Raw genomic sequence first — 15,558 nt, 5'->3', positions numbered from 1 at the left:
TGGTGGTGTGATGAATATATTGATAAAGTGTGCTAAAAACACCGATGATTTGAAGCTTAAGGAGGTAATTGCATGACCTTTAATATGATTCTGTTCACGGTTACAATCAAGTCAAATAAATTGGGCAGGTCTGAATACGTTTCAATACGTCAGGCGGAAAATGAAATACTTGATCGAAAAACAACTATAATTAATAAATTCTATTAATTATATTCCATACTCGAGTATGCGAAGGTTGACCGGTCCAAAAAAATTTGCTCAATCGGAAGGAAGGCGATAGATATGACTAGCAATATGATAGTAAAGACATCAAAATTTTTCTGGATTAATAAGGATAGTGCATAACGAACTGTTCACATTCCTGTAAAGAATTAGTCAATTATTCTTCACATCCCGTCGCTTGGGACACCCCTTTATTATGTTAAATTTAGGTAAATGGGAAGAATAAGGGGTTGGTTACCATGTTATTATTCGTAATGGGGGTTGCTACTGCCGTTACAATCACATTTGTCATTGTAGCTGATATCACAACTATAGAATTATAAAAAGAAGAAAAAAACTTATGCAGAGCATAAGTTTTTTTCTTTATTTAGGACCAAGGTATCCCCCGCTCCAGAAACCCCAAAAGCCAAAGAGGAATAATAAAATGAATAGAATAATTAAGATCGCAAATCCGGCGCCATACCCATTTCGGCATGGTGGAGGAGGATAGCCCCAACCGCAACTGGGTCCTCCAAAATGATAAGGATACATAGGTGCACCTCCTTATATACCGTAGATTATTATTATAATATGGGATGATTGCTTATATGGTTGGGCATAAATCAAATATCTTATTTTCAGAAGGACAGGCAAGGGATAGAGGCTGCTGTCATACATATCTAATAGTCTAACTGGTTGGAAACAGTGAGGAGCTGATTTAATTGGCAGGAGTTTTAGCAACGTTTGGCTATTTTATTAAAGAATTGGTTTTTCTCGTCTCCTATGTTAAAAACAATGCATTTCCTCAACCATTATCAGCAAAGGAAGAAAGGGAATGTATTGAAAGAATGGCGGAAGGAGATGCGGAAGCAAGGAATTTATTAATTGAACATAACCTAAGGCTTGTAGCTCACATTGTAAAGAAGTTTGAAAATACTGGGGAAGATACTGAGGATCTCATTTCAATCGGAACGATTGGCTTAATCAAGGGAATCGAATCTTATTCCTCAGGTAAAGGCACGAAACTTGCTACATACGCGGCCCGCTGTATAGAAAATGAAATTTTGATGCATCTAAGAGTGATAAAAAAAACAAAAAAAGATGTTTCGTTGCATGACCCGATTGGCCAGGATAAAGAGGGAAATGAAATTTCATTGCTTGATATATTGAAGTCTGAGTCTGAGGATGTAATTGACACAATTCAGCTTAATATGGAACTTGAAAAAGTGAAGAAGTATATTGATGTGCTTGAGGACCGTGAAAAGGAGGTTATTGTTGGCAGGTTTGGCCTAGATCTAAAAAAGGAAAAGACACAAAGAGAGATAGCGAAAGAACTGGGTATATCTCGCAGCTATGTTTCAAGAATTGAAAAGAGAGCATTAATGAAAATGTTCCATGAATTTTATCGAGCAGAGAAAGAAAAAAGGAAGAAAAAATAGTCAAAACGGGCAAAAGATACTTGTCCGTTTTTTTCGTTAAAAGGAAATAATATTGTCACGCTCAAAAAATTGAGGTGTCAATATGCACGAATCTAAACCCCAACATAATTCTTCTTATTTTTACCGTTTTGGCTGTAAGGTCATTCAATATTATAAAGTTATCCTGCTAGTTTGGGGATTACTGTTTCTTGGCGGAATAATGCTAATACCATCTTTTTTTAACCATCTTTCACCACCGCAATTAAATGTAAAAGGTTCACAATCAGAACTAACTCAAAAATTAATGGAGCATAACTTTGCAGATGATATGGGTGAACAAAATTTTCTTGTTTTTCATTCGAATCAATGGAAAGTAAATGAACAAAAATTTTACGAACCGGTAGATAATGTTCTGGCTGAAATCCAAAAGATAGAAGGGGTAACTGTAGTTGCAAATCCGATGGAGAACCCTCTGCTGGAGGGGGAGAATCAAGTTTCAAAGGATTTGCACACTTGTTACGCGTTACTTTTTATTGAAGGGAATAAAGGTCGGGTTTTAGAAACGATTGATGTACTTAGTGAATATTTGGATGCGCAGAAGGGTGGGCTTGAACTATATTTGACAGGGGCCACTCCGACAATAAAGGATTTGACCCATATGGAAAAGCGGGATCTTACCTTTGCGGAAAAATTGGGCATGCCTTTTGTTCTTGTGGTTCTTTTATTTGCATTTGGTTCTCTTACAGCGGCTTTAATCCCGATTATGTTAGGAGGAATGGCGGTAGTTCTTACCTTTGCATGTTTAAGTCTTTCGGGATATCAGGATTTTGACATTATTGTACCAAGTGTAGTCACGATGATTGGACTGGGAATAGGAATTGATTATTCTTTATTTTTGATTATTAGATATAGGGAGGAACTTCAACAAAATGATTCTCATCAGGCAATCGCCATAGCCATTGCCACAAGCGGAAAGTCTATATTTTTATCTGGGTTGACGGTTATGATTTCATTAATCGGACTCCCTCTTGTTCATGCAAAATTATTTCTTAATTTAACAGTGGGCACATTTGCTGTTTTATTTATATTATTGTTGCTGACACTTACCTTTTTACCTTCATTATTATGTTTGCTTGGACATCGTCTGAACAGTTTCTCCATACCATATAAAAAGAAGACTAATCAGAGAAAATATCTGTATCGATGGACAAAGCATATCATGAAGTACTCACTTCCTTATTTAATTGGGAGTTTGCTTATTCTAGCAGCATTGACCGCTCCATTATTGCAGATGCATTTGGGAATAGGGCTTAATCAAGATGCCTTAAAGGATTATCCATCTGGAAGAGGAAATACGCTTTTAGAGGATAAGTTTGTGTCCGGTCTATACTCACCGGTTCTCCTGGTAAAGAAGGCTTCAGGTAGTCGGTTCAGTATGGAAGAGCTTAAGGAAATTTCGACTGTTGGAGATATCCTCAAAACCTTTGATGAGGTCCAAATGGTTTCATCCATTACAGAATTGACTGACAATCTTTTAGGTGATGATGATACATACAATGAGGTAGCAGAATTAATAAAACTACCTGAACTTAAGGAATATACCAGTTTTTTGATTAATGACGATTTTAATGTAGCCCCTGTAATGATTACGTTGAAATATGCCCCAGATTCTACTGAAGCAAAAACTTTTGTCTCTAAGCTAAATGAGCGGTTTGAGAAACAGGTGAATGAAGGGAGCCTTTATATTGGAGGGCTTACAGCTCAAGTGAATGATTTGCATGAAGAAACAGCAAAAAAAACACCCATCGTCATTGTGGTTGTTTTAATGATTTCCTATTGTTTCTTGGTAATTGCTTTTAAGAGCATTTTTATTCCAATAAAAGCAATTCTATTAAATATTATTTGTGTAACAGCAGCATGCGGAATGACAGTCTTAGTCTTTCAATTTGGATGGGGAGAAGAGTATCTTCAATTTACTTCTCCAGGATTTATACAGTCTTATTTGCCTGTATTAACCTTCGCAATTTTGTTCGGACTTTCTATGGACTATGAGGTATTTTTAGTCGGAAGGATTAAAGAAGAATGGGAATCATCCCACGATAATGAAGAATCAATAGCAAGGGGAATCGAATCTACAGGTCCTTTTATTACCCAGGCTGCCTTAATTATGATCATTGTTTTTATTTCATTTATCCTGACACGAGTATTAGAAATTAAACAGCTGGGCTTTACTTTAGCGATTGCTGTTTTATTGGATGCGACGATTATTAGGTTAATCCTTGTTCCAATCCTCTTGAAAATGATGGGAAAATGGAATTGGTGGTTTCCGAGTATGAAGAGACGATTTAAATTGAAATGATGATATACTTGACTGTATCAGTAAGAAAAATCTTTCCCTTCCTTTAAAGGAATAGTAAACTAAGTAGAGACAAACACCCTCAATCGTCATGGGTGTTTTTGTTAATTTTATATCCAATCGAAAGATAGCTAAATGTGAGTAGCTATATAACAAGAAAATAGGTGAAGAAAGTGAAGGAAAAGGTATATCAATTATTAATCGAATTAACCAATGGCAGATGGACTTCTTCCCTTTTAAGAAAATTTGCAAACTCTAAAGCAAGCAGGCGGATAATCCCATCTTTTGCAAAGCAATACAAAATTAATTTGACTGAGATGGATCGTCCCATTCAGGAATACACATCCCTGCATGACTTTTTTACAAGGGCTTTAATAAATGGAGCGCGCGAAATTAATCATGAGGAGGGGACTGTTGTCAGTCCTGTAGATGCCGTATTGGAGGATAGTGGGCCCATCCATGAAGATTCTTCTTTCCAGGTGAAAGGGAAGGTATATTCAGTTGAGGAAATGCTTGGGAACACAAAAGATACAGAAAAATATCTAGGCGGCAGATATATGGTACTATATTTAAGTCCAAGCCATTATCATCGTATTCACTCTCCAGTTGAGGGATTGGTTACACGGAAAAGTACTCTTGGACGAAAGTCATATCCAGTCAACAAGTGGGGGATGACATTAGGTAAATACCCTCTATCAAAAAATTACCGTGAAATCACAGAAATCCAGCATGCCGGAGGATTTCTATCTGTTGTAAAGGTTGGTGCCATGTTTGTTAATTCAATAGAGAGAACACATTCGGGGGATACTCTACATAAAGGGGAAGAAATCGGGTATTTTTCTTTCGGTTCAACCGTGGTTCTATTATTTGAGAAGGAAACCTTTACTCCATACATAACAGGTGCTTTGCCGCAACCAGTACATGTCGGTGAGACAATAGGGTATATAAAATAATAATACAAAAAAATTGCCCTGGATCTTAACCAGGGCGCATGATACAAATGAGTTTGGCTCTGCTTAAAATATTTTATAAGATAAGGATCTCCTGTCAATTTCTCTTTCAATTAGACGGATAAATTCTTGGCTTAAGTTTAAATGCCTGGCTTTGTAATATGATTCAATTAAAAGATCATCTGGTAGTTTTTGCATTATTTTGCCTTGCGGCTTCACCTCCAATTTACTGTTCTAAATGGGTGGCAACGACAATATATTAGTAGTTTGCCTTGGTGTACCCTTAATTTAACAGAATCAAGAGGATGGAACAACCGTTCTGTTATCCACAGGGATAGGTGTATAACTTGTGGGTAAATTGTGTGTATCTATAATTTTTATCGGGAAAACGTATCGTATAAAAAGGTAAATGATCTGTTAGTGATGTGCATAAACTTATCCACAGATTTAAATAATGGCGCAATGTGTCGAAAGGTTTTATATTTCGACTGCACTTTTCATCAAATTTAGCTATTTGGCTATGACATAAATTAAAATATCCGTTATGATGGATAGCGGTGAAAAAGAATTAATAGAGGTGTATAGAGTGATAAAAGCATTTTTACCTTCCAAGCATGTTAAAAGTATTTATGAAATCAAACCTCAGGAATTAAAAGATAATGGTATAAAGGGGATTATTACAGACCTTGATAATACCCTTGTGGAATGGGATCGTCCTCTTGCCACGCCAGAACTGATTGCTTGGTTTGAAATGATGAAGCAACATGGTATTAAAGTGACAATTGTGTCCAATAACAGTGAACTACGTGTAAAGTCCTTTGCTGATCCACTTCAAATCCCCTTTATTTTTAGAGCGAAAAAACCTATGGGAGCTGCATTCAGAAGAGCTGTAGAGATTATGGGTATTAAAAGAGAAGAAGCAGTCGTGATCGGTGACCAGCTTTTAACCGATGTGTTGGGCGGCAATCGTAACGGGTTTCAAACAATCCTTGTCGTTCCTGTTGCTCAAACAGATGGCTGGACAACTAAAATAAATCGTAAAATTGAACGCAGAATATTAACATGGTTCCGTAAAAAAGGACAGATAACATGGGAGGACTAGACTTGGAAAAAGAACAAATTAGCTGTGTGGGATGCGGTGTGACTATTCAAACGGAGCATCCTGAAAAAATAGGATATGCACCATCTTCCTCACTTCAAAAAGAACAAATCATTTGCCAAAGATGTTTCCGACTTAAACACTATAATGAGGTACAAGATGTATCCCTAACGGATGACGACTTTTTAAAAATTCTGAATGGAATTGGAAGTAAGGATGCTTTAATCGTCAAATTAGTGGATATCTTTGATTTTAATGGAAGCTGGCTGCCGGGAATTCAACGATTTGTCGGCCATAATCCAGTTGTTTTAATCGGTAATAAGAGTGATTTATTACCGAAATCAGTCAAGCCTAATAAGCTGATTACCTGGATGAAGCACATGTCGGTTGAACTTGGCTTACATCCTGTTGATATTATGCTTGTCAGCGGTGCTAAAGGACATGGAATTGAAGAAGCAATGGAGCGTATAGAGGAATTGCGTGAGGGACGTGATGTATATGTCGTGGGCTGTACAAACGTCGGTAAATCCACTTTTATCAACCGTATTATTAAACAGGGCAGTGGTGAAGAAAATGTGATTACGACTTCATACTTCCCAGGAACAACTCTGGATATTATCGAAATTCCACTGGATGATGAAAGAGCGTTAATAGACACGCCTGGAATCATTAATCACCATCAAATGGCTCACTTTGTGGGTAAAGAAGATTTAAAAGTGATTACTCCAAAGAAAGAGATTAAACCAAGAGTTTTTCAATTGAATGCTGGCCAAACTCTCTTTTTCGGTGGCTTGGCTCGATTTGACTTTATTCAGGGTGAACGGAATTCATTTACTTGTTATTTGTCCAATGAGTTAAATATCCACCGGACGAAATTAGAAAAAGCAGACGAGCTGTACAAAACACATGTAGGCGAATTATTGGTACCGCCGCATCCTTCTGAATTAGATGATTTTCCACCGCTAGTAGCTCACCAATTCTCTATAAAAGAAGGGAAGACAGACATCGTATTTTCTGGCCTGGGCTGGGTAACGATTAACAAGCCGGGAGCAGTGATTTCCGCACATGTTCCTAAAGGAGTGCAAGTGACGATCCGTAAATCATTGATTTAAAGGAGAGTAAAATGAAGAAGCTGTTCGGGGTATTAGGGAATCCAATTGAGCATTCAATGTCTCCGCTTATTCATAATGACGCATTTGATAAATATTCTGTAGATGGAGTATATTTGCCGTTTTATGTTGAGGATAATGAGCTACAACAGGCAGTCGAGGGAATGAAAGCTTTGGGGGCCGGCGGATTTAATGTAACGGTACCTTTTAAAAGTCGCATTATTCCTTATATCGATGTCTTAGACGAATTTGCAAATGAAGTTGGTGCTGTTAACACTGTTGTCATAAAGGATGGACTGTTATATGGGTACAATACGGATGGTCCTGGGTTTATTAAAGGACTGCTGACTATAACCGATCGTATAGATGGTCAAAATGTCTTGATTATTGGTGCAGGCGGTGCGGCAAGAGGAATTTATTTTGCACTGGCTAAAACAGGTGTAGCAAAAATCGATCTCGCCAATCGGACTTATATTTCAGCAGAACAGTTGCTGGCAGATTATCATGGGAATATAAATTCGAGAGCAATTAGCCTGAAAGAAGCAGAGAGCTCTCTCGGCCAATATGATATTATTATTCAGACAACCTCGGTTGGGTTAGCAGACGTACATGCATCACCACTTTCTCTGACAGAACTAAATCAAAATGCGGTTGTGTGTGATATTATTTATAACCCTCTTGAAACCAAAATTTTAAAAGAGGCAAAAGACCGTGGTAATAAGGTTCAAAACGGTGTGGATATGTTTGTAAACCAGGGAGCACTGGCTTTCGAGTTATGGACAGGTGTTATGCCGGATACAGAAAGAATGAAACAATTAGTTTTACAACAATTAGGAGGATCATAAATGTTAAAAGGTAAACAAAAAAGATTTTTGCGTTCGAAGGCACATTCCCTTCAACCGATATTCCAGGTTGGAAAAGGCGGAGTGAATGAAAATATGATTAAACAAATTGGTGAGGCTCTTGAAGTTCGTGAGCTTATCAAGGTCAGCATCTTGCAAAACTGCGAAGAGGACCGTGATACGGTGGCTGAACAGCTTTCAAAAGGTGCACGTGCGGAATTGGTTCAAGTCATTGGTAATACGATTGTTTTATATAAAGAATCAAGAGAAAACAAACAAATTATTCTTCCATCATAATTAAATTCCTATTTAGGGAAGGGGGCACACTATATGAAAAAAATTGGTATTTTAGGCGGAACATTCGATCCCCCTCATATCGGTCATTTAATTATTGCAAATGAGGTTAGGGAGCAATTAGATTTGGATGAGGTACGTTTTATGCCTAATAATGTGCCCCCGCATAAAACCAAAACTTCAACGTCTAATCAAGAGCGCTTGGATATGCTTACATTAGCAATCGGTAGTAATCCATGTTTTATGATTGATACAATAGAATGGGAAAGAAATGGGCCATCATATACGATAGATACCATTAAACTCCTGAAAGAACGGGATACAAACTCAGAAATTTATTTCATTATCGGTGCTGATATGATTGAATATTTACCGAAGTGGAAACAAATAGATGAATTGAGTGAATTAGTCCGCTTTACAGGTGTTAAACGCCCTGGTTACAGTACTGAGACATCCTATCCTGTCACATTGGTGGATATTCCGGAAATCGCTGTTTCCTCTTCGTGGATTCGTGAAAAAATAAGCAATGGAAAGACAATCAAATATTTGGTTCCTGATGCGGTAAAGATATATATTGAGGAGAATCAGTTATATGGATCAACAAAAAGCATTGGAAATCGTTAGGCAGCAATTACCTGATAAACGATATATTCATACATTGGGTGTATTGGAAAGTGCTCAGGAATTGGCAGAACGGTACGGTGCAGATATAGAAAAAGCTAAATTGGCAGCAATCTTTCATGATTATGCCAAATATCGTCCTCTGGATGAGATGGAACAAATCATTAAGAATGAGCAATTACCCCAGGATTTATTGGAATATAATACTGAATTATGGCATGCACCGGTTGGAGCGGTTTTAGTTAAGAAAGAAGCAAATCTTCGTGATGAAGAAATCCTTTCAGCAATCAAAAACCATACTTCGGGCTGTGTCGGAATGAGTATGCTTGATAAGATCATTTATTTGGCTGATTATATAGAGCCTGGGAGAAGTTTCCCTGGAGTAGATGAAGTGAGAGCGTTGTCCTTACTAAGCCTGGATAAAGCTGTGCTTCAGGCAATGGGAAATACAATCACATTTTTGATTAAAAAAAATCAAACAATCTATCCGGATACCTTCCATGCCTATAACGATCTTGCAAAGCAGATAGGGAGGAACAATTAAATGAATGGTAAAGAATTATTAGAGGTAGCTGCAAAAGCAGCTGATGACAAAAGAGCAGAAGAGATACTCGTTTTGGATATGAAGGGAATTTCGTTGATTTCTGATTACTTCATTATTTGCCACGGTAACTCAGACAAACAAGTACAAGCAATTGCACGCGAAATGAAGGAAAAAGTCGAAGAAAACGGAGCGACAGTCCGCCGAATGGAAGGCTTTGATGAAGCGCGTTGGGTTCTAGTTGATATGGGCGATGTTGTAGCGCATATTTTCCATAAAGATGATCGTTCATACTATAAATTGGAAAGATTATGGGGAGATGCCCCAGAAGTATCATTGCAGGAACTTAATATATGAATGTAAGTTATCAAAACTTTGCTTATGTTTATGATTACTTAATGAAAGATGCTCCCTATCAGGAATGGGTTGAGTTTTTAAAAAAAATTGCCCGAAAATATCAATTAAATGAAAAATCAATTCTTGATATTGGATGTGGGACTGGTGAGCTTGCTATTCGTTTGAAAGAAGCAGGCTTCCAGCCAACCGGCGTTGATTTATCAGAAGAAATGCTGGCTGTGGCAATTCAAAAAGCAAGCGAGAATCAGCATGACATCCCGTTTTATCACCAGGACATGCGAGCTTTAGAAGGATTGAATCTATATGATATAGTTGTCATCTTTTGTGACTCATTAAATTATCTTGGTGATGAGAATGATGTAAAGGATACTTTTAAAGGTGTTTTGAACCATATGAAAGAGGATGGTTTATTTATCTTTGATGTTCATTCTGTGAAAAAAATGTCCACTTTTTTTAGTGATCAAACCTATGCAGATAATGGAGATGATATTTCCTATATCTGGAATGCGTGGAAAGGGACAGATATTCCTTACAGTGTCGTACATGAGTTGACTTTCTATGTTTATGATCATGAGCTTGATGCGTATAACCGGTTTGATGAAGATCATTTTCAACGTACATACCCGATCGATATGTATAAAACTTGGCTTGATGAGAGTGGATTTGAGCTTGTGGAACTGATGGGTGACTTCGGAGGAAATTCCCTTGATGAGGCCGATCGAATCTTCTTTGTTTGTAAAAGGAAATAATGTAAAAAAACCAGGAAACGTGATGTTCCTGGTTTTTTAGTTATATTGACACAATGTTTTCATAAATACCTTTGTTTTCGTAAAGGACTTTTATAATATGATTAGAATTAATGATATGAAACCCCAAACTGATTTTCAATTCCCTTTAAATCCTCTTCAAATTTTCGATGCGTAGCCTGAAAAACATGACTAAAAACCTCACCTAATTCACTTTCCAGCACTTTGATACCTTCACCTGTAATACCGCCTTTCACACACACCTTTTCTTGCAAAGCAGGCAATGAAAAATGCTGCTGACGTAATAATTCACCGAGCCCAATCAGCATTGATTCGGTTAGCTGGGTGGCTTCTTCAGTGCTTATTCCCGTATGATCAACCGCAGCTTCGATAAAGTTTCTTGCAATAAAACTAAAAAAAGCCGGACCGCAGCTAACAATATCTGAGGATACTCTGGTATATTTGTTGTCGATTTCGAGCGGCTTTGAAATTGCTGCTGCCATCTGCTGAAGTTGGTTCCGCCAATATGGACTGCAGGATTCACCAAATGTCAGCAGTGTTGCGCCTGCCAAGGCGCGATTGGTAATAGATGGAATAAATCTAGCGCATGAGCAGGGGACGACAGCTTCCAATTGTTTGATGGAGATTGGACTTGTGATGGAAACAATGCAATTATCCGAACTTAGATGAGGTTCAAGAATTTCAATTAATGGATACATTTCATGCGGCTTTACACATAAAAAGATTAAATCCGCTTGTTTTGCAAGTTCAATACTTGTGTGTGCTGTATGGATTCCTGGTAATTCAACAGCCAGGGATTGGGCTTTGTGTTTAGTCCTGTTCATGATGATTACATCCTTTGCTGCAACGGCCGAAGACTCAATTAAACTTTGAATTAAGATGGTTCCCATATTACCTGTGCCAATTATGCCGGTAATCATTATAAATCCTCCTTATTGGATAAATATCACGATATCCACTATTCCTTATAACAAATTTATGCAAGTAAATATCAAATATGAAGAGGAGCGTAAATTAAATGAATGAGAAAATCGTACAGTTTATCAGGCGAAATGGAATCCTACTAGCAGGTGCAGGCGTAGCCTGTGCTGCACTCTTCTTTTGGAATATGCAATCTGAAGATGGGCAAATCGAACAAAGTGAAATAAATTGGACGGAGGAGAGTGCAATAGAAAAAAAGAATGAAGATACGGAAAAACTGGTGGCAGAACCTGAGGTGAGTGCTACTTATAAGGTTGATGTGAAGGGTGCCGTTCAAAAACCTGGTGTATATGAATTTTTGAAGGGGGATCGAGTAACGGATGTCATTCAAAAAGCAGGTGGATTGAAAAATGGGGCTGATAGTAAGCAAGTGAATATGGCGCAATTAGTAGAGGATGAAATGGTCATCTATATCCCAATCAAGGGTGAGACAGCAGAGGCTTCTAATCATACAGCTGGGGAAAGTTCAGGGAATACAGTCTCAGCGGCCAAGGGGGATGGTACAATTAATTTGAATAAAGCAACATCTGAAGAACTACAGGAACTTCCGGGAATCGGTCCGAGTAAAGCGACAGCGATTTTACAAAAACGGGAAGAACTTGGATCATTCAAAACGATTGAAGATTTGAAGGAAGTTACAGGCATAGGTGATAAAACATTTGAAAAGCTCAGGGAATTAATAACTGTTAAGTAAGAAAAGAATAGTTGTAGGAAGGATACAATTCTTGTTAAAGTGAAGGAAAGTTCATTGAAAGAGGAGAGAGAAATGGAACGTATTTCATGGGATCAGTATTTTATGGCGCAAAGCCACTTACTTGCATTAAGAAGCACATGTACAAGGTTAATGGTTGGAGCGACAGTCGTAAGGGATAATCGCATTATTGCCGGCGGGTATAACGGATCAATTGCTGGAGGTGTGCATTGTGTGGACGAAGGATGCTATGTTATTGATAACCATTGCGTTCGAACCATCCATGCTGAAATGAATGCCTTGTTGCAATGTGCTAAATTTGGTGTACCAACTGAGGGGGCTGAGATTTATGTTACTCATTTCCCTTGCTTGCAATGCTGTAAAGCCTTAATTCAAGCAGGAATTAAAACAATCTATTATGCCGAATCCTATAAGAATCATCCATATGCTGAAGAATTATTTGAACAGGCAGGTGTGCGTGTTAAACAGGTGATTGTTGATGAAAAGTGGGTTGATTTCCATGATGAAAAGAAAATGAATTTTGTCATGGAGCTTATTAATGAGCTAAAAGAAAGAGGAGCTTCTGAATCTGATCTTGCACGCTATCTGAAAGATGCAGCAAGTTTATTTCCGCAATTTGACTGATATGAGCAACCGATTTTTATTTTATAGTGCTGTAATTGCTATTTCAGGGATTACAGCACCCATTTACTTAAGTAAAACTTTTCTTCTGCTAATAGTCCTCGTATTTTGTTACATTCTAAACAAATTTCCAATTAAGCAATCGATTCTCCTGTATATTATCTTTTCAATATTTTGTGTCCATAGCTTTTTTTGGGATCGTTCAAATACCAGCCAGTTGACCGGGGCTGAAACTCAGCTTTTAATCCATTTTACATCCTATCCCCAGATTAAAGGGGACCGGGTTAGTGGTCTTGCTGAACTCTCAGATAACGAGAAAATATGGATTACTTACCGGATTAACAATGAAGAGGAGGCAAATGTCTTAAAAAATACGATTCTAACGGGAAAGTCCTTTCGCGTAAACGGAAATCTGACAAAACCAACTCGTGCAACGGTCGAGAATGGATTTGATTTTCGAACCTATCTAAGGTTTAATAGAGCGCATTGGATTTTGGAAATCGAAAATAAAGAAGATATATCCAAAGATAGCCGCAATTTGTTTGTAAAACTGGCACAAATGAGAGAGCGGGAAATTAAGCGGATTGATCATTTATACTTAGGAACCGCTGGCAGCTTTACTAAAGCACTCATATTTGGTGAACAAAGTGGTATATCAGAGGATATGTATAACCAATTTAAGAAACTGGGGATTGTCCATATCTTGGCTTTGTCAGGGATGCAAGTTGCATTAGTGGCTGCTATTTTATTTTATGGATTCTTAAGAATCGGCTTTACTCGGAGGCAAACCTTTTTGCTGCTAGCTTGTTTACTTCCTTTTTATGCGGTCATCACCGGATTGTCTGCTTCGATTGTCAGAGCATGCATGATGGCTTCCATATTTATGTTTGGTCAGTTTATCGGACTGCGGTTGACAGCTTTTAAAACAATAACGATTTGTCTAATGGGATATCTACTTATTAATCCGTATCAAATTTTCCATATCGGTTTTCAGTTATCCTTTTTGCTGACTTATGGGTTAATACTTTCAACAAAAATCCTTCAAAAATCGCCGCATTCACCTGTTTTCAGTCTTTTTATTATGACGGCAATATGCCAAATCATCTCCACGCCAATCATCATCTATCATTTTTATGAAATTTCCCTCATTAGTTTTATTTCTAACTTACTTTATGTACCGTTGTTTACTTATTTATTATTTCCTTTAACCATTGGTGTTTATTTGCTGATAATCCTTGAAATTCTTGTTGAGCCGGGATTGCTGATGCTCAATTTTATTTATTCTTTATTGGAGAAATCTACAGAGCTTATGTCTGCCTTGCCCTCCTCCACTCTTATATTTGGTAAGCCATCCAAACTGGTAATGGTATGTATTGTGGTTTGTTTTATCTCTATTCTTAATGGAATAGAAATCCGCTCGAAACACCTGTTTAATACGTGTCTAATCACGATTTTAATGCTCTTTTATCAATATAACAGTCAGTTTTTTTCAGGAAATGGAGAGATAACCTTTATAGATGTAGGGCAGGGGGATTCAACGTTCATTCAATTACCTGGTGATAATGGAACATATCTTATTGATACAGGTGGAGCCACTCTGTTTGGAAAGGAGGAGTGGGCAGTACATAATAGCCAGTTCGATCCTGGAAAAGATACTATATTACCATTTTTAAAAAGTAAAGGAATTAAAGTCATTGATAAACTAATCCTTACGCATGCTGATCAGGACCATGTCGGAGGAGCAAGAGCCATTGTTGAGGAATTGAAGATTGGTGAGATATTGATACCATTTGAACAGCGTAAGGAGTTTAGAGAGACGGAAGTAATAAAGGAAGCGATTGATCAGAAAATCCCCGTTAAAGAGGTTCAAGCAGGAATGGGGTGGACTGCGGGAGATGCTAAATTTACCATTTTATCGCCAGTAGAGAAAGTGGAGGAAAAGAATGAGTCTTCAATTGTTATAAAAGCAAGTATTAATCAGGTAGATTGGTTATTTGTTGGAGATTTAGGTGAACTCGGAGAAGACAAGCTTTTGCAAAATAAAATGAACCTAAGGGCTGATATTTTAAAAGTGGGACACCATGGCAGCAGAAACTCTTCCCAAATAGATTTTATAAGAGAGGTAGATCCTAAAATAGCTGTCATTTCATCGGGAAGAGATAATCGTTTTGGCCACCCGCATGAGGAAGTCATTCATTTGCTTGATAAAGAAAATATTATTATTTACAGAACAGATTTACAGGGCAGTATTCAATATACGTATACGAACAAAAAAGATGGAACGATTTCTATTCAAAGTCCATAGTATGTGTAAGAAATGAAAAACGGCCATGAGGCCGCTTGAAAAAATGAACTATGCACCGATTAATTGGATGACCATGGCAATAATAAACATGGTAGCGAAAAAACCAAATGATACAACAAATCCCATGATGGAATCTGATACGTCATTTGTTTTTGATTGTACATTCTTTTCAAACTCGTTCATTAATCCACCCCCCGACCTCTTTTATCATAGAACATTTAGTAAAAAAAATCCACAATCTCCAAATTTATATAATTATTATCCTGCTATTTTCCAAATAAACATTTCAGTACATGAAAGAGTCATTTAAATGGTAACTGATCTATAGCGCTTTTTCGCTTTTTTGTTAGGTATCCCGGGTCCGGCAAGAAGGCGTTGATATAG

At 37.5% G+C, this 15,558-nt stretch carries 19 protein-coding genes; 15 read left to right on the top strand and 4 right to left on the bottom strand.

Features of this window, described 5'->3' with window-relative positions; genetic code table 11:
* The first annotated feature begins 72 nt into the window (after positions 1–72).
* The gene (locus AC4BHA_RS07755) at positions 73–207 is read left to right on the top strand and encodes a YrzI family small protein (RefSeq protein WP_077248070.1); all 135 of its coding nucleotides are present in this window, start codon (positions 73–75) and stop codon (positions 205–207) included.
* Positions 208–585: 378 nt separating this feature from the next.
* Here AC4BHA_RS07755 and AC4BHA_RS07750 read toward each other — a convergent pair whose 3' ends face one another.
* Positions 586–753, bottom strand: a complete 168-nt coding sequence (locus tag AC4BHA_RS07750; protein ID WP_180350008.1) for a hypothetical protein — start codon at positions 751–753, stop codon at positions 586–588.
* A 170-nt stretch (positions 754–923) separates the two neighbouring features.
* On the opposite strand from AC4BHA_RS07750, the gene sigK reads away from it, so the two are divergent.
* From sigK to AC4BHA_RS07735, 3 genes are all read left to right on the top strand, one after another.
* Complete coding sequence (gene sigK / locus AC4BHA_RS07745; protein ID WP_066105338.1) at positions 924–1,640, top strand: RNA polymerase sporulation sigma factor SigK; 717 nt, start codon at positions 924–926, stop codon at positions 1,638–1,640.
* Positions 1,641–1,722: 82 nt separating this feature from the next.
* A complete protein-coding gene (locus AC4BHA_RS07740) occupies positions 1,723–3,978 on the top strand; it encodes an MMPL family transporter (protein WP_490558397.1) in 2,256 nt (751 codons plus the stop codon).
* A gap of 170 nt (positions 3,979–4,148) precedes the next feature.
* Positions 4,149–4,928, top strand: a complete 780-nt coding sequence (locus AC4BHA_RS07735) for a phosphatidylserine decarboxylase (protein WP_066105333.1) — start codon at positions 4,149–4,151, stop codon at positions 4,926–4,928.
* A 63-nt stretch (positions 4,929–4,991) separates the two neighbouring features.
* Here AC4BHA_RS07735 and AC4BHA_RS07730 read toward each other — a convergent pair whose 3' ends face one another.
* Complete coding sequence (locus tag AC4BHA_RS07730; RefSeq protein ID WP_066105330.1) at positions 4,992–5,123, bottom strand: sporulation histidine kinase inhibitor Sda; 132 nt, start codon at positions 5,121–5,123, stop codon at positions 4,992–4,994.
* A gap of 349 nt (positions 5,124–5,472) precedes the next feature.
* Here AC4BHA_RS07730 and AC4BHA_RS07725 point away from each other — a divergent pair, with 349 nt between their 5' ends.
* From AC4BHA_RS07725 to AC4BHA_RS07690, 8 genes are read left to right on the top strand one after another with little or no spacing between them, the layout of a single operon-like run.
* Positions 5,473–6,027 (top strand): YqeG family HAD IIIA-type phosphatase, encoded by a 555-nt coding sequence (locus AC4BHA_RS07725; protein ID WP_175354283.1) that lies wholly within the window; start codon positions 5,473–5,475, stop codon positions 6,025–6,027.
* Positions 6,015–7,136: a ribosome biogenesis GTPase YqeH gene (gene yqeH / locus AC4BHA_RS07720; protein ID WP_375138417.1), complete on the top strand. Its 1,122-nt coding sequence runs from the start codon at positions 6,015–6,017 to the stop codon at positions 7,134–7,136. The genes AC4BHA_RS07725 and yqeH overlap by 13 nt, the downstream gene beginning before the upstream one ends.
* 11 nt (positions 7,137–7,147) lie before the next feature.
* Positions 7,148–7,978, top strand: a complete 831-nt coding sequence (gene aroE / locus AC4BHA_RS07715; protein ID WP_490558396.1) for a shikimate dehydrogenase — start codon at positions 7,148–7,150, stop codon at positions 7,976–7,978.
* The gene (gene yhbY, locus AC4BHA_RS07710) at positions 7,979–8,272 is read left to right on the top strand and encodes a ribosome assembly RNA-binding protein YhbY (RefSeq protein ID WP_066105322.1); all 294 of its coding nucleotides are present in this window, start codon (positions 7,979–7,981) and stop codon (positions 8,270–8,272) included. It abuts the gene before it with no gap.
* 33 nt (positions 8,273–8,305) lie between these two features.
* Positions 8,306–8,893, top strand: coding sequence for a nicotinate-nucleotide adenylyltransferase (locus AC4BHA_RS07705; protein WP_490558395.1), 588 nt, complete (start codon positions 8,306–8,308; stop codon positions 8,891–8,893).
* Positions 8,862–9,434, top strand: coding sequence for a bis(5'-nucleosyl)-tetraphosphatase (symmetrical) YqeK (gene yqeK, locus AC4BHA_RS07700; protein ID WP_490558394.1), 573 nt, complete (start codon positions 8,862–8,864; stop codon positions 9,432–9,434). Before AC4BHA_RS07705 ends, yqeK begins: the two co-directional genes overlap by 32 nt.
* Positions 9,435–9,788 (top strand): ribosome silencing factor, encoded by a 354-nt coding sequence (rsfS, locus tag AC4BHA_RS07695; RefSeq protein WP_066105311.1) that lies wholly within the window; start codon positions 9,435–9,437, stop codon positions 9,786–9,788.
* Positions 9,785–10,537 carry a class I SAM-dependent DNA methyltransferase gene (locus AC4BHA_RS07690; RefSeq protein ID WP_490558393.1) on the top strand — a complete coding sequence of 251 codons (753 nt, stop codon included), beginning with the start codon at positions 9,785–9,787 and terminating at the stop codon, positions 10,535–10,537. Before rsfS ends, AC4BHA_RS07690 begins: the two co-directional genes overlap by 4 nt.
* A 107-nt stretch (positions 10,538–10,644) precedes the next feature.
* On the opposite strand, the gene comER is transcribed toward AC4BHA_RS07690, so the two are convergent.
* Positions 10,645–11,475, bottom strand: a complete 831-nt coding sequence (gene comER / locus AC4BHA_RS07685; protein WP_490558392.1) for a late competence protein ComER — start codon at positions 11,473–11,475, stop codon at positions 10,645–10,647.
* Positions 11,476–11,573: 98 nt separating this feature from the next.
* Here comER and AC4BHA_RS07680 point away from each other — a divergent pair, with 98 nt between their 5' ends.
* From AC4BHA_RS07680 to AC4BHA_RS07670, 3 genes are all read left to right on the top strand, one after another.
* Positions 11,574–12,230 carry a helix-hairpin-helix domain-containing protein gene (locus AC4BHA_RS07680; protein WP_077248068.1) on the top strand — a complete coding sequence of 219 codons (657 nt, stop codon included), beginning with the start codon at positions 11,574–11,576 and terminating at the stop codon, positions 12,228–12,230.
* A 72-nt stretch (positions 12,231–12,302) separates the two neighbouring features.
* Positions 12,303–12,872 (top strand): ComE operon protein 2, encoded by a 570-nt coding sequence (locus tag AC4BHA_RS07675; RefSeq protein WP_066105301.1) that lies wholly within the window; start codon positions 12,303–12,305, stop codon positions 12,870–12,872.
* The gene (locus AC4BHA_RS07670; protein WP_139892598.1) at positions 12,841–15,174 is read left to right on the top strand and encodes a DNA internalization-related competence protein ComEC/Rec2; all 2,334 of its coding nucleotides are present in this window, start codon (positions 12,841–12,843) and stop codon (positions 15,172–15,174) included. Before AC4BHA_RS07675 ends, AC4BHA_RS07670 begins: the two co-directional genes overlap by 32 nt.
* Before the next feature lie 48 nt (positions 15,175–15,222).
* On the opposite strand, the gene AC4BHA_RS07665 is transcribed toward AC4BHA_RS07670, so the two are convergent.
* A complete protein-coding gene (locus tag AC4BHA_RS07665; RefSeq protein ID WP_066105296.1) occupies positions 15,223–15,357 on the bottom strand; it encodes a YqzM family protein in 135 nt (44 codons plus the stop codon).
* Positions 15,358–15,558 lie beyond the last annotated feature (201 nt).

This window comes from Pradoshia sp. Z3_51, assembly GCF_058215915.1.
The sequence above is the reverse complement of the archived record's forward strand: the minus strand, read 5'-3'. Positions and strand labels throughout refer to the sequence as shown.